The organism is Intrasporangium mesophilum (genome assembly GCF_054783095.1).
In genome coordinates this window covers 100954-124321 of record NZ_BAAGRF010000017.1, presented here as the reverse complement: position 1 = coordinate 124321, position 23368 = coordinate 100954, and the positions used below count along the sequence as shown (strand labels likewise).

General features: G+C 71.0%; 19 protein-coding genes. 9 read left to right on the top strand and 10 right to left on the bottom strand.

What is annotated here, in order from left to right; translation table 11 throughout:
- Positions 1 to 128: 128 nt before the first annotated feature.
- From ACYVLP_RS16370 to ACYVLP_RS16360, 3 genes are read right to left on the bottom strand one after another with little or no spacing between them, the layout of a single operon-like run.
- Positions 129 to 674, bottom strand: coding sequence for a gamma carbonic anhydrase family protein (locus ACYVLP_RS16370; RefSeq protein WP_460628408.1), 546 nt, complete (start codon positions 672 to 674; stop codon positions 129 to 131).
- Positions 675 to 684: 10 nt separating this feature from the next.
- The gene (bluB, locus tag ACYVLP_RS16365) at positions 685 to 2361 is read right to left on the bottom strand and encodes a 5,6-dimethylbenzimidazole synthase (protein WP_460628407.1); all 1677 of its coding nucleotides are present in this window, start codon (positions 2359 to 2361) and stop codon (positions 685 to 687) included.
- A 48-nt stretch (positions 2362 to 2409) separates the two neighbouring features.
- Complete coding sequence (locus ACYVLP_RS16360; RefSeq protein ID WP_460628406.1) at positions 2410 to 2919, bottom strand: MarR family winged helix-turn-helix transcriptional regulator; 510 nt, start codon at positions 2917 to 2919, stop codon at positions 2410 to 2412.
- Positions 2920 to 3049: 130 nt separating this feature from the next.
- On the opposite strand from ACYVLP_RS16360, the gene ACYVLP_RS16355 reads away from it, so the two are divergent.
- On the top strand, positions 3050 to 4330 hold the full coding sequence (locus ACYVLP_RS16355; RefSeq protein ID WP_460628405.1) for an MFS transporter: 1281 nt from the start codon (positions 3050 to 3052) through the stop codon (positions 4328 to 4330).
- A gap of 83 nt (positions 4331 to 4413) precedes the next feature.
- On the opposite strand, the gene ACYVLP_RS16350 is transcribed toward ACYVLP_RS16355, so the two are convergent.
- Positions 4414 to 5172: a DUF5995 family protein gene (locus tag ACYVLP_RS16350; RefSeq protein ID WP_460628404.1), complete on the bottom strand. Its 759-nt coding sequence runs from the start codon at positions 5170 to 5172 to the stop codon at positions 4414 to 4416.
- Between the two features lie 18 nt (positions 5173 to 5190).
- Positions 5191 to 6336: a pyridoxal phosphate-dependent aminotransferase gene (locus ACYVLP_RS16345; protein ID WP_460628410.1), complete on the bottom strand. Its 1146-nt coding sequence runs from the start codon at positions 6334 to 6336 to the stop codon at positions 5191 to 5193.
- A 205-nt stretch (positions 6337 to 6541) separates the two neighbouring features.
- Between ACYVLP_RS16345 and ACYVLP_RS16340 the strand changes: the two genes are divergently transcribed.
- Together ACYVLP_RS16340 and ACYVLP_RS16335 are read left to right on the top strand one after the other, a co-directional pair.
- A complete protein-coding gene (locus ACYVLP_RS16340) occupies positions 6542 to 7075 on the top strand; it encodes a phosphoribosyltransferase (protein ID WP_460628403.1) in 534 nt (177 codons plus the stop codon).
- Positions 7076 to 7129: 54 nt separating this feature from the next.
- Positions 7130 to 8185: an alpha/beta hydrolase gene (locus ACYVLP_RS16335; RefSeq protein ID WP_460628402.1), complete on the top strand. Its 1056-nt coding sequence runs from the start codon at positions 7130 to 7132 to the stop codon at positions 8183 to 8185.
- Between the two features lie 82 nt (positions 8186 to 8267).
- Here the strand turns inward: ACYVLP_RS16335 and ACYVLP_RS16330 are convergent, their stop codons facing one another.
- Both ACYVLP_RS16330 and ACYVLP_RS16325 read right to left on the bottom strand, forming a co-directional pair.
- Complete coding sequence (locus tag ACYVLP_RS16330) at positions 8268 to 9461, bottom strand: ROK family protein (protein WP_460628401.1); 1194 nt, start codon at positions 9459 to 9461, stop codon at positions 8268 to 8270.
- The gene (locus tag ACYVLP_RS16325) at positions 9458 to 10534 is read right to left on the bottom strand and encodes a LacI family DNA-binding transcriptional regulator (protein WP_460628400.1); all 1077 of its coding nucleotides are present in this window, start codon (positions 10532 to 10534) and stop codon (positions 9458 to 9460) included. The genes ACYVLP_RS16330 and ACYVLP_RS16325 overlap by 4 nt, the downstream gene beginning before the upstream one ends.
- A 190-nt stretch (positions 10535 to 10724) precedes the next feature.
- Here ACYVLP_RS16325 and ACYVLP_RS16320 point away from each other — a divergent pair, with 190 nt between their 5' ends.
- From ACYVLP_RS16320 to ACYVLP_RS16295, 6 genes are all read left to right on the top strand, one after another.
- Positions 10725 to 12038 (top strand): ABC transporter substrate-binding protein, encoded by a 1314-nt coding sequence (locus tag ACYVLP_RS16320; RefSeq protein WP_460628399.1) that lies wholly within the window; start codon positions 10725 to 10727, stop codon positions 12036 to 12038.
- 78 nt (positions 12039 to 12116) lie between these two features.
- Positions 12117 to 13031, top strand: coding sequence for a carbohydrate ABC transporter permease (locus ACYVLP_RS16315; protein WP_452270227.1), 915 nt, complete (start codon positions 12117 to 12119; stop codon positions 13029 to 13031).
- Between the two features lie 3 nt (positions 13032 to 13034).
- Entirely contained in the window at positions 13035 to 13955 is a 921-nt protein-coding gene (locus ACYVLP_RS16310) for a carbohydrate ABC transporter permease (protein WP_460628398.1), read from the top strand.
- Positions 13956 to 13982: 27 nt separating this feature from the next.
- Positions 13983 to 16364: an alpha-xylosidase gene (gene yicI / locus ACYVLP_RS16305; protein ID WP_460628397.1), complete on the top strand. Its 2382-nt coding sequence runs from the start codon at positions 13983 to 13985 to the stop codon at positions 16362 to 16364.
- Positions 16361 to 17815: a GH1 family beta-glucosidase gene (locus ACYVLP_RS16300; RefSeq protein WP_460628396.1), complete on the top strand. Its 1455-nt coding sequence runs from the start codon at positions 16361 to 16363 to the stop codon at positions 17813 to 17815. Before yicI ends, ACYVLP_RS16300 begins: the two co-directional genes overlap by 4 nt.
- 116 nt (positions 17816 to 17931) lie before the next feature.
- Positions 17932 to 18804 (top strand): LLM class F420-dependent oxidoreductase, encoded by an 873-nt coding sequence (locus ACYVLP_RS16295; protein ID WP_460628395.1) that lies wholly within the window; start codon positions 17932 to 17934, stop codon positions 18802 to 18804.
- A gap of 21 nt (positions 18805 to 18825) precedes the next feature.
- Here ACYVLP_RS16295 and ACYVLP_RS16290 read toward each other — a convergent pair whose 3' ends face one another.
- The 3 genes from ACYVLP_RS16290 to ACYVLP_RS16280 are packed head-to-tail and all read right to left on the bottom strand — an operon-like array spanning position 18826 to position 23267.
- Positions 18826 to 19506 (bottom strand): alpha/beta fold hydrolase, encoded by a 681-nt coding sequence (locus ACYVLP_RS16290; RefSeq protein ID WP_460628394.1) that lies wholly within the window; start codon positions 19504 to 19506, stop codon positions 18826 to 18828.
- Between the two features lie 12 nt (positions 19507 to 19518).
- A complete protein-coding gene (locus ACYVLP_RS16285) occupies positions 19519 to 20415 on the bottom strand; it encodes an ABC transporter permease (RefSeq protein ID WP_460628393.1) in 897 nt (298 codons plus the stop codon).
- A complete protein-coding gene (locus ACYVLP_RS16280; RefSeq protein WP_460628392.1) occupies positions 20412 to 23267 on the bottom strand; it encodes an alpha/beta fold hydrolase in 2856 nt (951 codons plus the stop codon). The genes ACYVLP_RS16285 and ACYVLP_RS16280 overlap by 4 nt, the downstream gene beginning before the upstream one ends.
- Positions 23268 to 23368: the final 101 nt, after the last annotated feature.

Below are 23368 nucleotides of genomic sequence, written 5' to 3'. Positions count from 1 at the left end.
GCCTCAAGCGCTACATCGCCAGAGACCTATACCGCCAACTCGAACACGCACCCACCACGCCTTGACGAACCATAGGAGCGTCCTGGGATGGGTGGGGCTGGTGGGACCGGGCGCTCACTCGAACGGGGTCAGGCGGGCTCGATGGACGCGGACGCGCGCTGCGCACGTAGCGCGGCCCGATGCACCTCGGCCAGGCCCACGTAGACCTCGGCGTTGCGCCGGATCCGGGTCAGCCCGTCGTCGTCGATCTCGCGGCGCACCGTGCCCGGCACCCCGGCCACCAGGGACCGAGGTGGGACCACGACACCTTCGGGGACTACGGCACCGGCCGCGACGAGGCTGCCGGCCCCGATCTGCGCACCGTTGAGCACGACGGAGCCCATGCCGACAAGGCAGTCGTCCTCGATGGTGCACCCGTGGAGCACGGCTCGATGGCCGACCGACACCCCGGCCCCGATCGTCGTCGGATGCGTCGCGTCGGTGTGCACGATGACGCCGTCCTGCAGGTTGCTGCGCTCGCCGAGGACGATCGGGTCGAAGTCGGCGCGGAGCACCGCGGTGTACCAGACGCTCGAGCCCGCGCGGAGCTCGACATCGCCAAGGATCTGCGCGCTGGGCGCAACCCAGGCAAGCGGATCGACGCGAGGGACCTTGTCTCCCAATGGAACCAGCATCTTCACTCCCTCAGTCGGCTTGTGGTGCGGTGCGTGCGACGCCCGCGCGCAGGGCCAGTGCGTCGTGGACGAGGCCGGTCGCGAGGGCCGCTCCGACCCCTTCACCGGCGCGGATCCGAAGGTCGAGCAGAGGCTCGAGCCCGAGCTCGCGGAGCACGAGAGCGTGCGCCCGCTCGCGCGACCGCTGCCCCGCGACGAGATGAGCGGCCACGGCGGGTTCGAGACGCGCCGCGGCGAGCGCGCACACGGAGGTCGCCAGCCCGTCGAGCACGACCACACCGCCGGCGCCCGCGACACCGAGCACGACACCCGTCAGGACGGCGAGCTCGCCGCCACCGAGACGGCGGAGCGCATCCTCGGGGCCGCATCGACCGACCCGCGTGACGGCGCGGGTGACGACGTCGAGCTTGCGCTCCATCATCGCGGAGTCAGCCGACGACCCCCGCCCGACGACCTCGGCCGGCCGCACGTCGAGCAGCGCGGCAGCGACGGCGGACGCGACGGTCGTGTTGCCGACGCCGACCTCCCCGAGCGCGACCGGGCCGGCCGCAGCCAGGGCGGCACCGCGCTCGCTCCCGAGAGTCAGCAAAGCGGCATACGTTGCCGGATCGAGGGCGTCTGTCGTGACGAGATCTCCTCTGCTACAGCCGATCCCAGCGTCGATGAGCTCTACATCCATTCCCGCGGCGCGCGCCGCGACCGCGCCCATCGATGTCCCCTCGCGCGTCGCGCGGGCGATGTCGGCAGTCACGGACGGGTCGAAGGCGGTGACGCCGTATGCCGTCACGGCGTGGTCCGCGGCCGCGATGACGAGGGTGCCGCGTCCCGGCGCCACGGGCAGCGCGGTGATGCGGTCCAGCACCGTGTCGAGAGCGCCCAGCGAGCCGGGCACGGTGAGCAGGTCGTCCGCGCGGTCTCGTGCGGCGACGACATCTGTCTGGTCAGGTGCCCGCAGGTGCGAGATCGGCGCGTCCCGCTCGGTCCACCTCTCGCGCATGACGACGGCCTCGAGGGGCAGACGCTTCGACCAGCCGGCACGCTCGAGGCCCGGCTCGGGGGGCCGCTCGTCGGGCCAGCCGAGGCAGAGCCAGCCGAGGGTCTCGACGCCGTCGGGCAGGCCGAGCAGGTCGGCGAGCTCGGACGGCTCGAAGAGGGTCACCCAGCCGAGGCCGAGGCCGTGAGCCCTCGCGCTGAGCCACATGTTCTCGATCGCGGCGGCGCATGACCAGAGGTCGGTGTCCGGGAAGGTGGCCCGTCCGAGGACACCCGCTGCCGGGGTGCGCCGGTCGCAGGCGACGACGAGCCCGATCGGCGCCTCTCTGATCCCCTCGAGGCGCAGGTCGAGCAATCCGCGCGCGGAGTCCTCGGTCATTCCAGCGGCCTGGCGCAGGCGCGCGCGGTCGGCCATGAGGGCCGCAGCGTCCCGGGTGGCCGGGTCGGTCACGACGACGAACCGCCACGGCTGGCTGTGCCCCACGGACGGGCCACGGTGGCCGGCTGTCAGCACCGCGGTGAGCACGTCCTCGGGCACCGGGTCGGGCCGGAACCGCCGGATGTCGCGGCGCGCACCGATGACCCGGTCCAGCGAGTCGAGGTCGGCAGCGAGGGCCCACGCATCCGGCGCCTGGGCCCGCTCGGCCGCCGACGAGGGGTCACCGATCGTCGGGACGGGCCTGCGGAAGCTCACGGACCGACTCTAGCCAGGCCACCGGCATACCCCCGGAACCAGCCCGGGTCAGGGCTCAACGTCGTCGAGCCCGGCGATGACGATCTCGAGCAGTCGCGCGAGCTCGTGACGCTCCCCGGAGTCGAGGCCGCGCAGGGTGTCGCTCTCGACGACGTTCGACTCGCGCACCGCAGCGCTGAACAGGGCCCACCCGTCCTTGGTCAGCGACACGAGGGTGCGGGTGCGGTTGGTCTCGTCGGGGGTGCGTTTGACCAGGCCGCGCAGGGCCATCTTGTCGAGACGGTGGGTCATCGACGACGGCGCGACGTTGGACAGGTCGGCGAGCTGGCTCGGGGTCAGGCACGTGTCGCCCGCCTTGGCGAGCGCGGCGAGGACGGACCACTCACCCTGGGTGAGGTCGAGGTCGGCGAACTGACGCACGTACCACTGGTCGAGCTTCTTGGTCACGGCATACACGGCCGTGATGACGCGCTGGACCGACTCCTCACCACCGGCCGCGACATAGGTGGCCACATCGGCCGCGTGCTCCTGCTGCGCCGTCCGCCGTCGTCTCGCCACGAAACGACATTGTTCCACCCCCGTCGGCCGTGCTAGCGTTTCGACGTCGAACTTCGTGTTCGAAATATTCGAGGTCGAAGCCGCGTTGTGCTGCTTCGGCCTCTGCTGCTTCCGAAAGGGTGTGAACCACATGCGTACCAAGCTGCTCATCGTCGCGTCGTCCATCGGCATGCTCGGATGGGGCACGGTACTTCCGTACCAGTACGCATATGCCGCCAACACCCGAGGGTGGGGCGCGCTCGCCGCCGCCCTCGCCAGCACGCTCTTCTCCGTCGGGGCGCTCGTCGCGGCACCCTTCGCGGGCCGGCTCAGCGACCGCTTCAACCCGGTTACCATCGCCGTCCTCGCCAAGGTGCTCGCCGCCACGGGCGTCGGCAGCCTCGTCTGGGCCGACACCGCAAACGCCTTCCTGGTTGGCATGTTCGTGTTCGGTTTCGGCCTGACTGCCTCGGGGCCGGCCGCGTCGGTGCTGGTGCTGCGGTGGGCCGGAAGCACCGACCGGCGAAAGGTCTTCGCCTACAAGTTCACCGGTGAGGCGATCGGCATGGCGCTCGGCGCCTTCGTGGCCGGGCAGCTCGTCGACCTCTCCCGGCCCGACGGCATGGTCTTCGCGTTCATCGCCGCCGGCCTCGGCTTCGCGATCTCCGCCGGGCTGATCTGGGTGGCCGGCATCGGCGCACCCACCCTGGCGGAGGCCGACATCGCGCCCGACGAGGCGGAGTCCCGCGTCGGCACACTCGAGGCGCTCCGGCGCATCTTTGCCGTGCCAGCCCTGAGGTGGACCGCCCTGGTCGCAGTGACGCTCGCGCTCGGCTTCTACGCCCAGTTCGAGTCGGGCCTGCCTGCCTACGCGCTCACGGTCCTCGACGTCGACGAGTCGGCGATCGGCCTCGCGGCGGCGGTCAACTGCATCGTCATCGTGGCCCTGCAGGTCGTCGTCGTGCGGCTGACGGCTCGGCGCGCGGCAGGTTCGCTGCTCATGGTCGTCGGCGGGATCTGGACCCTCTCCTGGATGGTGCTGTCCGCCGCGCAGCTCATGAGCCCGGCGGTCGCCTCCGCGATGTTCGTCACGACGTTCGGCATCTTCGCGGTGGGCGAGACGATGTATGCGCCCGTCCTCAACCCGCTCACGGCGAGCCTGGCGCCCAAGGGCCTGGTGGGCACGACGCTGGGCACGTTCACGGCGATCCAGACGACGTTCTCCGCACTCGGGCCGCTCGTGGCTGGCGCACTGCTCGGGCTGGGCCTGTCGGGTGGCTTCCTCGCGCTGCACCTCGGGCTCAGCGTCGCCGCAGTGTATGCCGCGTGGCGCCTACGCGCCGCGATGCGCACCCGGCCTGTGGCGGAGCCGAGCCGGACCGACGCGCCGGAGCCCGCTCCGGACTCGTCGCCGGTCGCTGTCGCCGCCTGACGCTCCGGCAACACACCCGGAAATATCAAACTGCACGCAGTTGCAACTAGCAGGACTTTGCAGTTACCGGGTGTGTTGCGGTGTCAGGGCTGGGGGAGGAGGGCCACGGGCGTGAGCAGCACCCGGCCGGCCATGCCGACCGTTCGCCCCAGGGTCGTGACGTAGTCGGTGCGAAGCGGCTCGGCCCCGTCCAGCCGCCACAGCACCTGAGCGTTGGTCCAGGCGGCGTCGCGGGCGCGCGCGATGCTGAACGAGCCGATCAGGTTGGCGAGCGGCGCGGCATACCGGTCGAGCTCGAGATCGAGGCCGTCGAAGAAGGACTGCCGCACCTGCTCCTGCACCGTGTCCAGCACCTCGGTCATGCGCTGGTAGTCCGCGCGCACGCCGGGACTTTCGAGGGTGAGCCCCAGCTGGCGGCAGGCCCGGACGACGGCGATCGACAGGTCGTGGTTGATGTGCGCGTTGACGCCGGCGACCGCGAACTGGATCGACAGGATCCCGGGCGTATGCCGGCTCTCGAAGACCGGCGCCCAGGCCGGGTCCGGGTCGGGCGAGGCGACGGCATCGAGGTAGAGACCGGCGAAGACGCAGTCCAGCCGGTCGATGAAGGTGCGGTCGGCGAAGTCTCCGGCGGCGATCCGTTCGCGGACGAGCTCGGTGACCTGCTGGTAGACGACGTGGAAGGAGCGCACCCCGTCCCCCTCGGGCAGGGTCGCGCCCACGTCGGCCAGCCTGGCGATGACCGCGTCGACCGAGGCGAGCTGGCCGGGCGCCACCGGCTCCGGCCGGTTCCCGCCGAGGCGGGCGCTGATCGCGTCGACGATGTCGGAGAACCAGCCCATGGGTTGGACGGTAGCCGCTCAGCGCGCCTGGAACGCCTCGATCCGGTCGATCGCCTCGCCGACCGCGGTGCTGCCGGCCGCGAAGCTCAGCCGCACCGAGCGCCCGCCCGCGCGGTCGTCGAAGTCGCCGCCCGGGGTGATCGCGACCCCGGCCTGCTCGAGAAGCGCCCGCGCGTATGCCGCCGAGCTGCCCCAGCGGTCGAGCTGCGGTCCCAGGTCGGCCCAGTAATAGAACGCGCCGTCGGGTGGCGCGGACTCACCCCAGCCGAGACGGGCCGCGTTGTCCAGCAACAGTTTTCGCGTACGAGCGAACTCCGCGACCGCCTCGTCGCACTCGTGGTACGACTCCTGCGCGAAGGCCGACACGGCGGCATACTGAGCGGGCGCGGGAGGGCAGAGCGCGACGTTGCCGGCCAGCGCGTCGACGGGACGGACGAGGTCTTCCGGCAGCAGCATCCAGCCGAGCCGCCAGCCGGTCATGCCCCAGTACTTGCTGAACGACGAGATGACGACGCCCGCGTCGTCGGTCTCCCACGCGCTGACGCCGCGGGGGTCCTGGGCGCCCGGCTCGGGATAGGTGACGCCGTGGTAGATCTCGTCGCTGACGAGCCGCACGCCGTTCGCGGCGCACCACTCCGTCAGCGCAGCGAGCTCGGCGCGATCGACCATCGTGCCGGTCGGGTTCGCCGGTGAGGCGACGATGAGCCCACGCAGCGGCCCCTCCGAATGGGCCGCGTCGAGCAGCTCGGGGGTCGGTTGGAAGCGCGTCCCCGGCCCGCAGTCGATCTCGACGACGTCGCAGCCGAGCGCCGTGAGGATGTTCCGATATGCCGGGTAGCCGGGTCGCGCGAGCGCGACGCGGTCGCCCGCCTCGAAGGCGGCGAGGAACGCGAGGACGAACCCTCCCGACGAGCCGGTGGTGATGGCCACGCGGGCGGGGTCGACGTCGACGGCATACCAGCGCGCGTAGTGCGCAGCGATCTCGGCCCGCAGCTCTCGGATGCCCAGAGCCGAGGTGTAGGTCAGTGCGCGGCCCGACTCATGCAGGCGAGCGGCCGCCTCCGACACGAGCGTCGGGGCGCCCCCGGAGGGCTCGCCGGCACAGAGGGAGACGACGTCGCGACCCTGCCCGCGGAGCACTGCGACGCGGTCGAGGACGTCCATCACCTCGAACGGCGGCACCTGCGACCGCCGGGACGGATGGAGGGAGGCGTTGCGAAGGGTCACCGGCACAGTGTCCCGCAGCGCGCGCCGGTCAGCAGAAGCCCGCCAGCCCGTGCCGAGCCGAGGCGGCCGACCAGAAAGCCACCAGAAGGGGCGGCGATCCGCGCAACACGCTGTTCACATGCTGGGACTAACGTAGGGCCGCATGACGATCGCGTACCACGCAGACTCTTCAGCCCTCGTCGACAAAGAGATCCTGACCTGGGAGACCTTCGGCACGGCGACCCGTGAGCTGGCGACCATCGTGGCCGGCTCGAGCTTCCGCCCACAGATCATCGTCGCCGTCGCACGCGGCGGCCTCATCCCCGGTGGCGGGCTGTCCTACGCCCTGGGCATCAAGCTCACCGACGCCATCAACGTCGAGTTCTACACCGATGTCGAGGAGACGCTGCCGGACCCGGTTCTGCTCGCGCCGCACCTGGACATGGAGAGCATCTCCGGCCGGCACATCCTCGTCGTCGACGACGTGGCCGACTCTGGACGCACCCTGGCCCTGGTGCTCCGGCTGCTTCGCGATGCCGGAGCGGAGGCCCGCAGTGCGGTGCTCTACAGCAAGCCGGGGTCGGAGGTGACGCCGGACTACGTGTGGCGGGAGACCGACAAGTGGGTCGTCTTCCCGTGGTCTGCCGAGCCGCCCGTCCTGGCCGCACCGGTGCCGGAGAACATCACCCGCGCCTGAGAGGTGTGGCCAGGGACCATGTCCGTCGTCCCGGGCCACTGGTAGAAACCGATCATGCCCAGCGCCTTCACGTGCTCCATGGTCGAGACCTCACGCCTGCGACAGAACGTCTGGGCAAGCGGCCCCGACGACGGCGTCCCGCTCCTGCTCCTGCACGGCAACCTGACGACAGGTGGCTTCTGGCGCTACGTCGCTGCAGAGCTCGGTGACGACGTGCGGGTCATCGCTCCCGACCTGCGCGGTTTCGGCCGGACCGACGCTGTCCCGGTCGACGCGACGCGCGGGCTCGGCGACATGGTCGAGGACGTGCACGCACTGCTGGACATCCTCGGGCTCGCGGGCCTGCGCTCGGTCAACGCGGTCGGATGGTCGATGGGCGCTGGGGTGGTCGAGCAGCTCATGCTGGAGCACCCGGACGACCTGGCGAGCGTCACGCTCGTCGCACCCCTGTCGCCCTACGGCTTCGGCGGCACCACCGGCGCCGTCGGCACCCGGCCGTTCGCCGACGGCGCGAGCACCGGCGGAGGCGGCGCGAACCCCGACTTCGTGCGGCGCCTGGCCGCGGGCGACGCCACGGACGACGACCCGCAGAGCAGCCCGCGCGTCGTCATGCGCACCTTCTACGGCGGCGGCGCGAACAGCGAGAACATCGACGAGGACTTCCTCGTGGACGAGCTGCTCCTGACCCGGACCGGCGACGACTTCTACCCCGGCGACTCGACACCCTCGCAGAACTGGCCGGGCCTGGCACCGGGCGGTCGCGGCGTCCTCAACACGATGGCCCCGACGCACTACGACGCGTCGGCCATCGTCGACCTCGACCGCAAGCCGCCGGTCCTGTGGCTGCACGGCACGGTCGACCAGGTCGTCAGCGATGCCTCGCTGTTCGACCTCGCCACACTCGGCTCGCTCGGCGCGATCCCCGGGTGGCCGGGCGCCGACGTGCTGCCCTCGCAGCCGATGGTCGGCCAGATGCGTGCGATCCTCGAGACGTATGCCGCGAACGGCGGCGTCACGAAGGAGGTGGCGCTGGAAGGCATCGGACACGGCATACCCCTGGAGGTCCCGGCCACCGTCGCCGAGGAGATCACCGCGCTGCTCGTCCGCTGAGGCCGGCCCGCGAGGGCCGGCCGTGGAGGGTTGTCGTCGTCAGTGCGACGACAACCCTCCACGACACCTGGCCGTCACGGTCCTACAGCCACCGGGCCGGGTGGTCGACCAGCCGGTGCAGCTCGCGCAGTGCAGCACCGGTGGCACCCGGTGCAGGGTCGCCGTTCGCGCGCTCGATCTGTGGCGGCAGCCAGCGGCTGGACAGGACGCGGGTGCGCAGCTGTGGCTCGACGAGTGGGCGCAGCCGGTCGGCGATCTGGCCGAGGTGGCCGCCGAGCACGATGACCGGCACATCGAGCACGTTGACGACCCCGCCGAGGGCGATGCCCAGCGCCCACGCCGCGCGCTCGAGGGCGCGGGTGGCATCGGGCTCGCCGGACCGGATCCGGTCGAGGAGCTCGGCCGCACCCGCGTCGTGGGGCAGACCGGCGGCGTCCACGAGGGCCTGCCGGCCGGCATACCTCTCGAGACAGCCCGTCGACCCGCACGGGCACGGCGGCCCGTCAGGGTCGACGCACACGTGCCCGATCTCGCCGGCCCAGCCGTGGCGCCCCGTCATCACCCTGCCGTCCACGACCACTGCTCCACCGATGCCGATCTCACCCGAGAGGTAGATGAAGTCGGCCAGCTGTCCCAGCCGTCCGGGCGAGGTGTAGGCGACCGTGAGCGCCGCCAGGTCCGCTTCGTTGCCGACGCGCAGATCGACGTGCCTCGGCGCGCCGAGAGCACCGACATGGTCCGCCGGGCGCACGTCGGACCAGCCGAGGTTGGGGGCGCGCAGGAGCGTGCCGTCGCCCACCGAGACGATGCCCGGAAGCGCGAGGCCGGCCCCGACGAGGCTGGTCCCGGGCTCGAGTCCGGCCGTCGCGTCGCCGGCCAGGCGGCCGAGCCGAGCCAGCACGGGGCCGGGCTCGCTGCCGACGAAGTCGCCCGGCTCGACCGCGCTGGACAGGACGGCGCCGTCGAGGCCGACGACCTTGACCCCGAGGTAGCTGGCGTTCACCTGCAGGCCGAGGGCCGCCACCCGCCGCCCCGGCGCCAGTGGCGTGGCCGGGCGGCCTGGGCCGGACGAAGCCACCTGCTCGAGCTCGACGAGTATGCCGCCCGCGACGAGGTCGTCGACGAGCCGGGACACGGTCGAGCGGGTCATCGAGGTCAGGCCCGCCACATCAGCTCGCGACGGCGGGTCGGCCGCGGCGAGCACGGTCTTCACGACGAGCGCGAGGTTCGACTCGCGAAGCGAGGCCTGACGAGCGCTCGCGGGCAGGGCGCTCATGGCGCGCCCGCGCCGCGGTCCGGCGCCGCGGCACTGCCACGCACGGACAGGTGAGGCGCGATGAGCTCCTGGTCACCGGGTCGCCCGCCGAGCTGGGCAATCGCCAGCTCGACGGCCCGGCGGCCGACGTCGCCGGCGGGGATCGAGACCGCATCGAGGGCGACCGACTGCGCCTCGGCGATGTCGTCGGGACACAGCGCGACGACCGACATGCGGCTGGGCACTTCCAGCCCCCGGGCACGCAGCGAGCCGATGAGCGCGGGCAGCGCTGCCTCGTTGTGGACGACAAGGCCCGTGACATCGGGCTCTTTGCGGAGCAGCTCGTCCACCATCGACTCGACGTCGCGGTGACCGGCGGCAAGCGCGTGCACCGAGCCCCGGACGCCGGCCGCGGCGACCGCCTCCTCGAAGCCGGACCGGAAGCGCAGTGCATAGCTCGTGCCGCGCTCGTAGACCGCCGGGGTGGCGCCGAGCAGTGCGATGTCGGTGTGTCCCAGCTCGACCAGCCGATCGACGCACATCCGGGCCGCTGCGGCGAAATCGAGGTCTACACAAGCGAACTCGCCCGGTGAGTCGGGGACGCCGATGAGAACGACCGGGAACCCCGAGCCGCGCAGGCTCTCGAGTCGCGGCTCGTCGGCCTCGACGTCCATGACGATGAGCGCGTCCGCCATCGACCCCTGGACCACGCGGCTGACGGCCTCGGGCCCTTCGTCCTTGGTGAGCAGCAGGACGTCGTAGTCGAACCGCCGGCACTCCAGGGTGATCGCCGCGACGAACTGCATGATGACCGGCACGTTGACGTCGGTGCGCAGCGGCACGACGAGGCCCACGATCTTGGTGCTCGCGCTGGCGAGGGCGCGGGCTCCGGCGTTCGGGCGGTAGCCGAGCCTGGCGATGCCGGCCTCGACCCGGGCGCGGGTCTCCGCGGAGATGGCGCGCTTGCCGCTCAGCACATACGACACGGTGCTCGGTGCGACCCCGGCCTCGCGGGCCACATCGGCGATCGTCGGCATGCGATCACCATAGGCGAGCGACGGCGCGCCGGCGGTCGGTGCCAGCGTGGGTCTCACGGTCGGCCTCCTTCGGGTCGGGTGCGCGCAGGTGCACCATCGCACAATAAGTCTTTTCGCGAAACTATTGACGCCCTCCGGTCGGGGATGGGACAGTCGAAGCGCTTCGACACTCCCCACCCTCACCGTACGGGAGAACTCGCGGCTGACGAGTCGAAGCGCTTCGACAACTCTCGACCAAGGAGCAACAATGAGGTTTTCCTTCCCCCGGGCGGCCCTGGCGGCAGCGGCCGCCGGCGTCCTCGCCCTCACCGCCTGCAGCGGCGGCTCGTCCGGAGCGGGAGGCGACGACTCGAGCGCCACCACTCTGCGGCTCTGGCACTACGAGAGCGCCAACGGCGCCATGGGTGTGGCCTGGGACAAGGCCATCGAGATCTTCAAGAAGGAGCACCCGGGCGTCACCGTCGAGTTCGAGCGCAAGGCGTTCGAGCAGATCCAGCAGAACGCCGGCATGATCCTCAACTCCGACCAGGCGCCTGACGTCATGGAGTACAACAAGGGCAACGCGACCGCCGGCCTGCTCGCGAGCCAGGGCCTGCTCACCGACCTCACCGACGTCGCCAAGGACCGCGGCTGGGACAAGAAGCTCAGCCCCAGCCTGCAGACGACGGCCAAGTACGACGACAAGGGCGTCATGGGCGGCAACACCTGGTATGGCGTGCCGAACTACGGCGAGTACGTGATGGTCTACTACAACAAGAACCTCTTCACGAAGTACGGGGTCAAGCTGCCGACGACGTTCGCCGAGCTCGAGACCGCGCTGGCCGCCTTCAAGGCCAAGGGGGTTGCAGGGCTGGGGATGTCCGGCGCCGAGTACCCCGCCGGCCAGCTCTACTACCAGCTGGCCCTGTCCAAGGCGGACCGCACCTTCGTCAACAGCTACCAGCTCTACAAGGGCGCGGTCGACTTCCACTCCGACCCGTTCAAGTACGGTGCGGAGACCTTCGACAAGTGGGTCAAGGCGGGTTACATCGCCAAGGACACCGCGAGCGCCAAGGCCGAGGACATGGGCACCGCGTTCATCGCCGGCAAGACCCCGATGATCGTCTCCGGCAGCTGGTGGTTCGGCCGGTTCACCGACGAGATCAAGTCCTTCGACTGGGGCACGATGCTGTTCCCGGGCAACACCCTCGACGCCGGCTCGTCAGGGAACCTGTGGGTCGTCCCGACGAACTCCAAGGCCAAGTCGCTCGCCTACGACTTCATCGACATCACCATGCGACCCGAGGTGCAGAACCTCCTCGGTGAGAAGGGCGGCCTGCCCGTCGCCGGTGACCCGTCGACCATCAAGGACGCCCGCACCCGCCAGATGACGGAGAACTTCGCGACGCTCCTCAAGCAGGACGGCCTCGCCTTCTACCCCGACTGGCCCGTCCCCGGCTACTACGACGTCATCGTGGCGAGCCTGCAGGGGCTCATCAACCAGTCCCAGACGCCGAGCGCGGTGCTCGACTCGCTGGCCAAGCCGTACCAGGACGGCATCAAGGAGATCCAGGCCAAGTAGGCCTGGACCCGCGACTCGAGTGCCGCGGGGTGGGGCGGGCCGACCGTCCGTCCCACCCCGACGCCGGAGGTGACCTCAATGACGACCATCACCCACAGCCGCCGTCGGACTCGCGACGGCTCCTACTGGACCTACTTCCTGCCGGGCGCGGTGCTGTTCACCGTGGTCATCGCGATCCCGTTCGTCTACAACATCTACCTGTCGCTGACCCGGTGGTCGGGTGTCGGCCAGCCTCGGTTCGCCGGGCTGCACCAGTACACCAGGCTCTTCGCCGACGAGGTCTTCTGGCAGTCGTTCCGCAACTCGCTGTCGATGATCGTGGCGATGGTCGTCATCCCGACCGTCATCGGGCTGGTCCTGGCCGCCGCCTTGTTCGACGTCCTCGGCCGCAGGTTCGGCCAGCGGGTCGTGTCGGTGCTGCGAGCGACCTTCTACCTACCGCAGATCCTGCCCGTCGTCGTCGCCGGCATCGTGTGGGGCTGGATCCTGCGCCCCGACGGCGCGCTGAACGGCATACTCGACGCGGTCGGGCTCGGCGGGCTGACGCAGGACTGGCTCGGCGACCCGACCTATGCGATGCCGTCGGTGATGCTCGTCATGGTGTGGGTGCAGATCGGCTACCCCGTCGTCATCTTCATGGCGGCGCTGGGCCGCGTCGACCCGGAGCTCTACGAGGCGGCCGAGCTCGACGGTGCCGGCTGGTGGGCTCGCTTGCGCCACATCACGATTCCCCAGATCAGGCCCGAGGTCTACGTGGTGGCACTGACCTGCACGATCGCCGCCCTCAAGGTCTTCGGCCCGATCTTCGCGCTGACCCGTGGCGGCCCCGAGAACGCGACGATCGTCCCGTCCTACTTCGCGTACACGACGTTCTTCAAGAAGCTCGACGTCGGCTACGGCGCCGCGATCGCCACCGTCCTGACGCTCATCATCGTCGTCGTGGCCGCGGTCTTCATGTCCTTCCAGACCCGGTCCGAGCGAAAGGACGGCTGAGTCATGGCCACCATCCTCACGACGCCCACGACCACCGGATCGGTCGACGAGACGCCACCGAGGTCGCCGGTCGCACCCGACCCGTCAGGGGCCGGCCGGTTCACCCGGGGACCCCTGCGCTGGCTCGTGCTCGTCCTCGTCACGCTCTGTGCCCTGGCCGTGCTCGCGCCCTTCCTGCTCATGCTCCTCAACGCGTTCAAGTCGCCGTCGGACTACAGCACCAACGGCCCGCTCAGCCTGCCGACCGAGTTCTACACCAAGGGATTGACGATCTACTGGACCCAGGTGAACTACCCGCAGAAGCTGTTCAACTCGATCCTGATCTCCGGCACCGTCGCGGTGGCAGCCACCCTCATCTCGCTCTTCAACGCGTTCGCGCTGGGCATCGGCCGGGTCCGCGGGCGGGTCTGGATCGTCGGAGTGTTCCTGCTCGCCAACATGCTGCCGCAGGAGGCGCTGGTCTACCCGCTCTACTTCTTCTCCAAGCAGGTCGGCCTCTACAACACGCAGCTGTCGGTCATCATCATCTTCACCGTCATCCAGAGCGCCTTCGGCACCTACCTGCTCTCCTCGGTGCTCAGCACGTTCCCGCGGTCGGTGCTCGAGGCGGCGGCCCTGGACGGGGCGAGCCGGTGGCAGACGCTGTGGCGGGTGGTCTTCCCGATCGCACGCCCGACCCTGTCGGTGCTGCTCATCTTCTTCTTCATCTGGACCTGGAACGAGTTCTTCATCCCGCTGGTCATGCTCATCTCCAACAGCACCCAGACCGTTCCGGTGGCCCTCGCGACGCTTCAGGGCGACCGCATCATGGATGCGCCGACGACCAACGCGGGTGCTCTCATCTCGCTCATCCCCTGCATCATCTTCTTCCTCATCTTCCAGCGCACCCTGACCCGCGGGGTCATGGCCGGCGCCGAGAAGTGACCCCAGGAAAGGGAACTCGGTCTTCTCATGAAGTTCACTGACGGTTACTGGCAGTCGCGCGAGGGCTACACGCTGCTGCGCCCCGCCGAGGTGCGCGAGCTCGTGGTCGGCGACGACGGGACGACCCTGACGGCATACGCCCCCACCTCGCGCATCGGGTCGCGCGGCGACACGCTCAACCGCCCGCTCCTGACGATGCGGTTCAGCTCACCGATGACGGACGTCATCGGGGTCCGCGTGACCCGTCACGAGGGCGGCCTCCCCCGGCTGCCGCAGTTCGCGCTGACGGGTGCTGACGGCGCCCGCGCCACCGCGAGCGTGGACGACACGGCCGGGGTCCTGCAGGCGGGGCGCCTCAGCGTCCGCGTCGCCAAGGGCCCCGGGTATGCCGTGAGCTTCGTCGCCGACGGACGCACCCTCACCGGGTCGATGCCGCGCGGGACCACGGTGGCGCTCGGGCCGGGTGGGGACATCTGGGCAGCCGAGCAGCTCGCACTCGGGGTGGGCGACCTCGTCTACGGGCTCGGCGAGCGGTTCGGGCCGGTGGTCAAGAACGGCCAGACGGTCGACATCTGGAACGCCGACGGCGGAACCAGCAGCGAGCAGGCCTACAAGAACGTGCCCTTCTACCTGACCAACGCGGGCTACGGCGTCTTCGTGCGCCACCCCGAGGAGGTGTCGTTCGAGGTCGGCTCGGAGGCGGTGTCCGCCACCCAGTTCTCGGTCGCCGGTGAGCAGCTCGAGTACTACGTCATCTACGGCCCGACGCCGAAGGAGATCCTCGCGAGGTACACGGCCCTGACCGGCCGCGCACCCCAGGTGCCGGCGTGGTCGTTCGGGCTGTGGCTCTCGACGTCGTTCACGACGAGCTACGACGAGGCGACGGTGACATCGTTCGTCGACGGCATGGCCGAGCGCGGGCTGCCGCTGTCAGTGTTCCACTTCGACTGCTTCTGGATGCGCGAGCTCCACTGGTGCGACTTCGTCTGGGACCCGGCGACGTTCCCGGACCCGGAGGGCATGCTGCGCCGGTTGAAGGCCAAGGGCCTGCGGATCTGTGTCTGGATCAACCCGTACATCGCCCAGCGATCGGCCCTGTTCACCGAGGGCATGGAGAAGGGCTATCTCGTGCGGCGAGCCGACGGCAGCGTCTGGCAGTGGGACAAGTGGCAGGCCGGCATGGGCCTTGTCGACTTCACCAACCCCGCCGCCGTGGACTGGTACACCGCTGCCCTCGGGCGGCTGCTCGACATCGGCGTCGACTGCTTCAAGACCGACTTCGGCGAGCGCATCCCGACGGACGTCGTCTGGCACGACGGCTCCGATCCCGAGCGGATGCACAACTACTACACGCACCTCTACAACCGCGCCGTGTTCGACCTCCTCGAGAAGCGCCGCGGCGAGGGCGAGGCGGTGCTCTTCGCGCGGTCTGCGACCGCCGGCGGCCAGCAGTTTCCGGTGCACTGGGGTGGCGACTGCGACTCGACCTTCCCGTCGATGGCCGAGTCGCTTCGTGGCGGGCTCTCGCTGGCCTACTCGGGCTTCGGCTACTGGTCGCACGACATCGGCGGCTTCGAGGGCACGCCCGACTCCCCGGTCTTCAAGCGCTGGCTGGCCTTCGGGCTGCTGTCGAGCCACAGCCGGCTGCACGGGTCCGACTCCTACCGCGTGCCGTGGGCGTTCGACGACGAGGCGGTCGAGGTGACCCGGAGGTTCACGCGGCTCAAGCTCGCGCTCATGCCGTATCTCGCGCGTGTGGCGCGGGAGGTGACCTCCGAGGGCGTGGGTGTCATGCGTCCGATGCTGCTGGAGTTTCCCGCCGACCCGGCCGCTGCGCACCTCGACCGCCAGTACCTGCTCGGCGAGTCCCTCCTCGTGGCACCGGTTTTCGCCGCCGACGGCAGGGTCGACTACTACGTCCCGGAGGGCCGTTGGACATCGCTGCTCGACGGCTCGACGGTGACCGGACCCCGCTGGGTGCGTGAGGAGCACGACTTCGACTCGCTGCCGCTGCTCGTGCGCCCGGACACGGTGCTGCCATTGGGGTCGCGCACCGACACACCTGAGTACGACTGGGCTGACGGCGTCACCCTGGCCCTCGTCGAGCTCGCCGACGGCGACCGGGAGGTAGTGGTTCCCGGCTTCGCGGGCGTGGGTGACACAGTCTTCGCTGTGGCGCGCAGCGGTGACCGCGTCACGGTGCGTCGCGCGTCCGGTCCGTCGGTAAGCGTCCCGTGGCGGCTCATCGTGCCGGGAGCGACCTCGGCCACCGTCGAGGGCGGCGTCGGGGTCGACCCGGCCGATGACCTGCCGTATGCCGCGTCCGGCCTTGTCGTCGAGGCGTCGGGTGACGTTGTCACCGTGGTGCTGGGACACGACTCCGGCGACGTGGACGGAGGAGCTCGATGACCGGCGACGCGTCGCGCGAGAACCTCGCCGCGCGCTTTCCCGCGGGTTTCCGTTGGGGGGCGGCCACGGCGGCATACCAGATCGAGGGCGGCATGCACGCCGACGGACGCGGCGCCTCTATCTGGGACACGTTCAGCCACACGCCAGGTCGCACACTCGGCGGGGACACCGGCGACGTGGCTGTCGACCACTACCACCGCTGGCGCGACGACGTGCGCCTCATGGCCGATCTCGGCCTGCAGGCGTACCGGTTCTCAATATCCTGGCCGCGCATCCAGCCCACGGGTCGCGGACCGGCCAACCGGGCCGGTCTCGACTTCTACTCCCGCCTCGTGGATGCCTTGCTGGACAACGGAATCCAGCCCGTGCCGACGCTCTACCACTGGGACCTGCCCCAGGCGCTCGAAGACGCGGGTGGGTGGCCCGAGCGCGACACGGCATACCGTTTCGCCGACTATGCCGGGCTCGTCGCCAAGCGGCTCGGAGACCGGATCCCGCTATGGCTGACGCTCAACGAGCCGTGGTGCACGGCATACCTCGGTTATGCCGCGGGCGTGCACGCTCCCGGTCGCACCGACGCCGCCGCGGCGATGGCAGCGGTCCACCACCTCAACCTCGCGCACGGCCTCGGCGGCCGAGCGGTCCGTGCCGTGGTCGGCGAGCAGGCCGGCATCGGAGCAGCGCTCAACTTCCACGTGCCGCGGCCCGTCGACCCCGACGACCCGCACGACCTCGATGCGGTGCGCACGGTCGACGCGCTCGCCAACCGTGCCTTCCTCGGGCCGATGCTCGAGGGCCGCTACCCCGACGACCTGGTGCGCGACGTCGCGTCCGTCACCGACTTCGGGTTCGTGCGGGACGGGGACCTGCAGCAGGCGGCGATCCCGATGACGACGCTGGGCGTCAACTACTACGCGAGCTGTCTCGTGCGGCACTACTCCGGTCAGGAGCCGCGCGCCACCGCCGACGGGCACGGCGAGGGCGCGAGCCCGTGGGTCGGCGCCGACGACATCGAGTTCCCCGCCACGGCGCCTCCGCACACGGCGATGGGGTGGAACATCGACCCTGCTGGCCTGACCGAGCTGCTCACCGGTCTCTCCCAGCGCTACCCCGGGCTGCCGCTGCTCATCACCGAGAACGGCGCCGCGTTCGCCGACACGGTGAGCCCGGACGGAGGGGTGCGCGACGACGGACGCACCGACTATGTGCGGCGCCACCTCGGGGCGGTCGCCGACGCGCTCGAGGCCGGTGCGGACGTGCGGGGCTATCTCGTCTGGTCGCTGCTCGACAACTTCGAGTGGGCCTACGGCTACGACCGCCGGTTCGGCATCGTCCGGGTCGACTACGACACGCTCGAGCGGACCGTGAAGGACTCCGGGCGGTTCTATGCCGGCCTCATCGCCGAGCACCACGCCACCCACAACGCCCAGCCCGCCGTCCCAACCCCCTGACCTCGCCACGACTCCGCAACACACCCGGTAATCGCAAACCCCGACGGTTGTAACTCACGGGACTTAGCGGTTTCCGGGTGTGTTGCGGGGTGCGAGGCCGACGTAAGGTGCGAGTCATGGACCTTGGACTCCACCTTGCCAACTTCACCTGGAGCGGCGGGCCGGCCACGTTCGTCGACGACCTCGCCCGCACCGCCAGGACCGCGGAAGACGTCGGCTACACCAAGCTGTCGGTCATGGACCACGTCTGGCAGATCGGGCCGGTCGGGCCGAAGGAGCACGAGATGCTCGAGGCCTACACCGCGCTCGGCTTCCTCGCGGCGGTCACCGAGCGGATCGAGCTGCTGACGTGGGTCACGGCCGCCGTCTACCGCGAGCCGGGTCTGCTCGCCAAGGAGGTGACGACCCTCGATGTCCTCTCGAAGGGCCGCGCCTGGCTCGGCATCGGGGCCGCCTGGAACGAGGAGGAGTGCGCGGGCCTCGGGCTGCCGTTCCCACCCACTGCCGAGCGCTTCGAGCGGCTCGAGGAGACCCTGCAGATCTGCCTGCAGATGTGGTCTGACAGCGAGGAGCCCTACGAGGGCAAGCACTACCAGCTGGGCAGAACCCTGAACTCGCCCCAGTCCGTGCAGCGCCCGCACCCGCCCATCCTCATCGGAGGCGGAGGCGAGAAGAAGACGCTGCGCATGGTCGCGCAGTACGCCCAGGCCTGCAACCTGTTCGACAGCCCCGAGCTGCCGCGCAAGCTCGAGATCCTGCGCGAGCACTGCGACCGGCTCGGCACCGACTACGACGCGATCGAGAAGACCGTGATGTCGCCGATCGACCCGGGACCCAACGGCGAGAAGGTCGACGACGTGCTCGAGCACCTCCGCGAGCTCGCCGGCTTCGGCGTCACGCACACGCACATGCGGGCGCTCGATGGGTCCCGCACCGACTGGCTGGAGCTCATGGGCGAGCGGGTCATCCCGGAGGCCTCGAAGCTCTGAGCCCAGGACGTGCGCTCGCAGTCAGAGCAGGGCGCGCACGGCCGCCGGATCCTCCAGGTGCGCGTTGTGCCCGAGCCCGGGCAGCGTGACCGGATCGGGCACCAGCGCGGCCAGCTGCGCATCGCTCACCATCGGGTCGTGCTCGCCACGCGCAAGGGTCACGACGGCCGACGAGTGGTCCAGCAGTCCCGCCATGTCGGGTCGGCCGACGCCGAACGCCCTGGCGTCCAAGGCGAGTCGCCAGACACCACCGGCCTCGAGCACCCCTTCGTGTGCGACCCGGTCGTCCACCAGGTCACCGACGCCCGAGATCTTGCGGTGCCGGGCGACGGCCTCGGCCTCGGTCTCGAACCACGCGATCGGGCGTCCCGCCAGCTCGCGCCCGCGGGCCAGCTCCTCGTCCGTCCACTCGACCTTGATCCCGAGACCCACGACCCGTCGCACCGCCCGCACCTGTCGTGCCAGCTCCAGCGCGACGACGCCGCCGAGCGAGTGGCCGATGACGGCATACGACGAGGCCTCGGGCAACCCCGCGGCAATCTGCTCCGCCATGGTCGCGAAGGTGTACGAATCGAGCCACGGCGCGGTGCCGTGGCCGGGCAGGTCCGGCACGTGGACGGGACCGTGGACCAGCCGGGCGAGCCGGTCCCAGATCCCGTGAGTGCCACCGAGCCCGTGCAACAGCACGACGACTTCCGTCACCGCGCCCTCCCCTCAGCTCAGGATGTCGGCGCGCCTGAACCGGCGGTAGCCGAGCATCGTGAAGGCCACCGCCCAAACGAGTGACCACAGTGTGCCGTGGATGACGGCGTTCCACTGCGGTTCCAGCGCGATGAGGTCCTGCCAGGCGCGTGAGTAGTGGCCCGGGAAGGCGTTCCGCCACGGGTCGAGCGCGTCGATCTGGTCGAGGATGTTGAAGAGGATCGCGGCGAGCACCGCACCGCCGACCGCCGCAAGGGGTGCGTCCGAGCGCACGCCGATCCAGAACGCGATCGCGGCGGTCGGCAGGAGCGTGACGAACACGTAGAGCACCGCCACCCCGAGCCGCGGCAGCAGCTGAGCCCACGCGAGGCTCTCGCCCGTGGGGCTGGTCAGTGGCGCCCATCCGTAGGCCAGGCCACCGACGAGCATCGCCCAGCCGATGAGCAGGACCGTGGCGGCGGCAGTGGAGGTCAGCCCGATGACGAGCTTGCTGGTGAGCAGGCGGGTCCGCTGGACCGGAGCGACGAGCAGGTAGCGCAGCGAGGACCAGGACGCCTCGGCCGGCACCGAGTCGCCGCAGAACAGTGCAGCCACCAGGACGAGGAGCAGCTCGGAGGACGCGAACAGGGTGAAGAGCGTGAAGTTCGCGGAGCCGTCCTGCGCGAGGTCGATGAACCGCGGCGTCGCACCCGGTCGCGGGGGGTCACCGAACGCGAAGGCCCCGACGAGGATGAGCGGCAGGGCGAGCACGAGCGCGAAGGCGACCTTCGTGCGCCGGCGTCCCCACTGACGCCCGAGCTCTGCCCGCCACGACAGTGGCTCCCGGACCATCGCGATGTCGCCGTCGCGCGGAGCAAGCGCCGTGTCCCCGTATGCCGTCGGGTTGCCTTCTCGTGCAAGCTCGCTCATCGGGCGCGCACCTGCCTCAGTCGGTCGATCAGGGAGGCGCCGGACTCGGCCGGCCTGCTGCCGTTGCCACTGGACGACGCGGTGGAGATGACACCGAGGAAGACCTCCTCGAGGTGACGCCGGCTGCTCACCCCGACGACGGGCAGCCCCGCCTCGACGGCGGCCTCGACCACCGCCGCACGACCGAGCTCCGCGACGACGACGAGCCGCGTGGGCGTGTCGACGCGCACCTCGGTGACCCCGGGCGTGGACTGCAGCGCGGCGGCCAGCTCCGTGAGTCGCGCGGGTGCCACGCCCTCCTCGACATCGAGCAAGGTGGTGTCGTCGCTGTCGACGAGGTCGGCCACGAGCCCTTGGGTGATGACTCGCCCCGCGTGCATGACGACGACGTGGGTGCAGGTCATCTCGACCTCGGCGAGCAGGTGGCTGGACACGACGACGGTCCGGCCGGTGTCGGCATACCGCCGCAGGATCGGCCGCATCGCGGCGATCTGGGGTGGGTCGAGACCGTTGGTCGGCTCGTCGAGGATGAGCAGCTCGGGAAGTCCGAGCATGGCCTGCGCGATCCCCAGCCGCTGCTTCATGCCGTGGCTGTACGACTTGACCGGCCGGTCGACGGCATCGCCGAGCGCCGCGACGTCGAGGGCCTCGTCGACGTGGGCGTCCTCGGGGCGCCGCCCGGTTGCGGTCCAGTAGGCCGCAAGGTTCTGCCGGCCGGTGAGGTGGGGCAGGAACCCAGGTCCCTCGATGAGAGCGCCGACGCGGGCCAGCACCGGGGCCCCGGCAGTGACCGGCTCGCCCATCACGTGCACCGTGCCCGAGTCGGCCGAGATGAGTCCCATGATCATGCGCATCGTCGTCGTCTTGCCGGCGCCGTTGGGGCCGAGCAGGCCGACGACCTGGCCCTTCTCGGCTCGCCACGACACGTCGTCGACGGCGCGGTGGCCGTCGGAGTAGGTCTTGACCAGGCCCTCGACGACCAGCGGCACGTCGGCGAGGTCGGGCCGGGAGGCGATGTGCTGTCGCCTGCGCCGGCGCACGAGCCACCCGGCGAGCGCCAGGACGAGCAGGCCTGCCAGCACGGAGGCTGCCACCACCGTCTCGGTGTCCGGTCCCGACGAGGCTCCCCCGGCGGCCAGGCCGGCCGTGACGGGCAGGACCAGGCCGCCGTCGGCCTGAACGAGGACCCGGCCGGCCGTGCGGTCGTTGGCGAACGTCGACTCGGTCGTCGTGAGCAGGACTCGCCACTGGCTGCCGCTCGGCATCGAGTAGGTCGCCGCCGGCAGCGAGACGAGCACGGGGGTCGGCCGCCCGGGCTCGACGGTGACCCGTAAGGGCGCGACGAGGGCGTGCGGGAGGGTCGCGGGCCCGGTGCCGACGCGCCACAGCGAGGCGAAGAGGGTGACGGTCGGGGTGTCGGAGGTGACCGTCAGGCGCAGGGTCGGCGAGCCGACGACGGTGACGGCAGTGGCGACCGGCGCCGTGCCGAGGGCGACCGACTGCCCCGGGAGCGCGGCGATCTGGTACGTCGAGAGGGCCAGGCCCAGGGCCGCGAGGCCGGGCACCGCGACCATCGAGGCGGGCTGGCCGCCGGGCGGGTGCACCATCGCGCCCTTGGTGACCGTCAGCGGGAGGGTGCTGCGCGGGTCGGCGCTGCCGCCGAGACCCGGGTATGCCGCCGCCGTCCACAGCGTGCCCGGCTGGCCGCGGCGCGTGGAGGCCAGCGGGTAGGTGAACTTCGCGGTGGGCAGCGCGGAGTCGTGCGGCGCCTTGTCGCGGACATAGTGGTCGAGCCAGGCGTAGGACGCATCGGTCTCCTCGGCCTCGTGGGTGGAGGGCGCGTCGTGGCCGCCGTCGCTCCACCGCATCGCCCAGGGCGCCCCGGAGGCATCGAGCGCGGTGGCTGTCGCGTCCGACTGGTCGAGCCCGAACAGCGAGTCGGCAATGCCTTGGACGAGCAGGGTCGGGGCCTTGACGCGATCGAGGGTCGGCGCCGGGCTGTGTGCCTCGAGGAGTGCGAGGAGCTCGGCGCTGGGCGTGCCCGTCTCCGACGTCTGCAGGAACAGGCGGCACACCGTCGGGTCGAAGCGGCCGCACGACGAGGGCTGTGCACCCGAGCCGTTGGAGCCGCCGGCACCGAGGAAGAAGTTCGTCGCCCAGACCTGCTTGAACGGCCCAGGCTGCGCCACCGCGGGCCGCTCGGCGGCAGTCCGGGGCTCGGAGGCGAGCGCCGACTGCGGGAAGAACGCGGTCGCGAGGTCGTTCCAGGTCACCGCCGCGACGACGCCATCCACGCGCGGGTCGGCTCCGGCGAGCATGAGGCTGAGGGCACCGCCGTACGACCCGCCCATCACCCCGAGGCGGGGGTCGCCTGGGGCGTCGAGCTCGACGTCGGGACGCTTCGCGGCGAGGTCGATCATGACCTGGGCGTCGGCCACCTCGTATGCCGGGTCGTCGAGGTGGATGCGCCCGCCCGACTTTCCGTGCCCGCGGGCGCTCCAGGCCACCACGACGTAGCCGCGGTCGTGCAGCTGGGCGGCCTGGCCGGCGACCGAGTCCTTGCTCCCGCCGAATCCGTGCGCGAGCAGCACCACCGGGTGCCGGCCGGTCGGCTGGGGCCAGATGCTGACGTCGAGCTTGACCGGGGTGCCGTCCGGTTCGGCACCCACCGGGACGAGCTCGGTCTGCGTGACGACCGGTGCAGACGGGTCCGAGGCGAGGGCCGGCACGGCCCGCGCAGCCACGGCCGATGTCGCCGATGGTGAAGCGATCGCCGCCGCCGTCGGGGCGGAGGTCATCGCCAGGCCCGCCCCGAGGACGAGCGCGGTGAGGAACGGGGCCCGGACCGGCATGGCCACATCACATCACGGCCGGCCAGGACTCCTCACACCACCACCCGGTGCACGCGGGCTTCCTGGCGTACACGCCGGCGGGGACTCAGCGTCCGAGACGC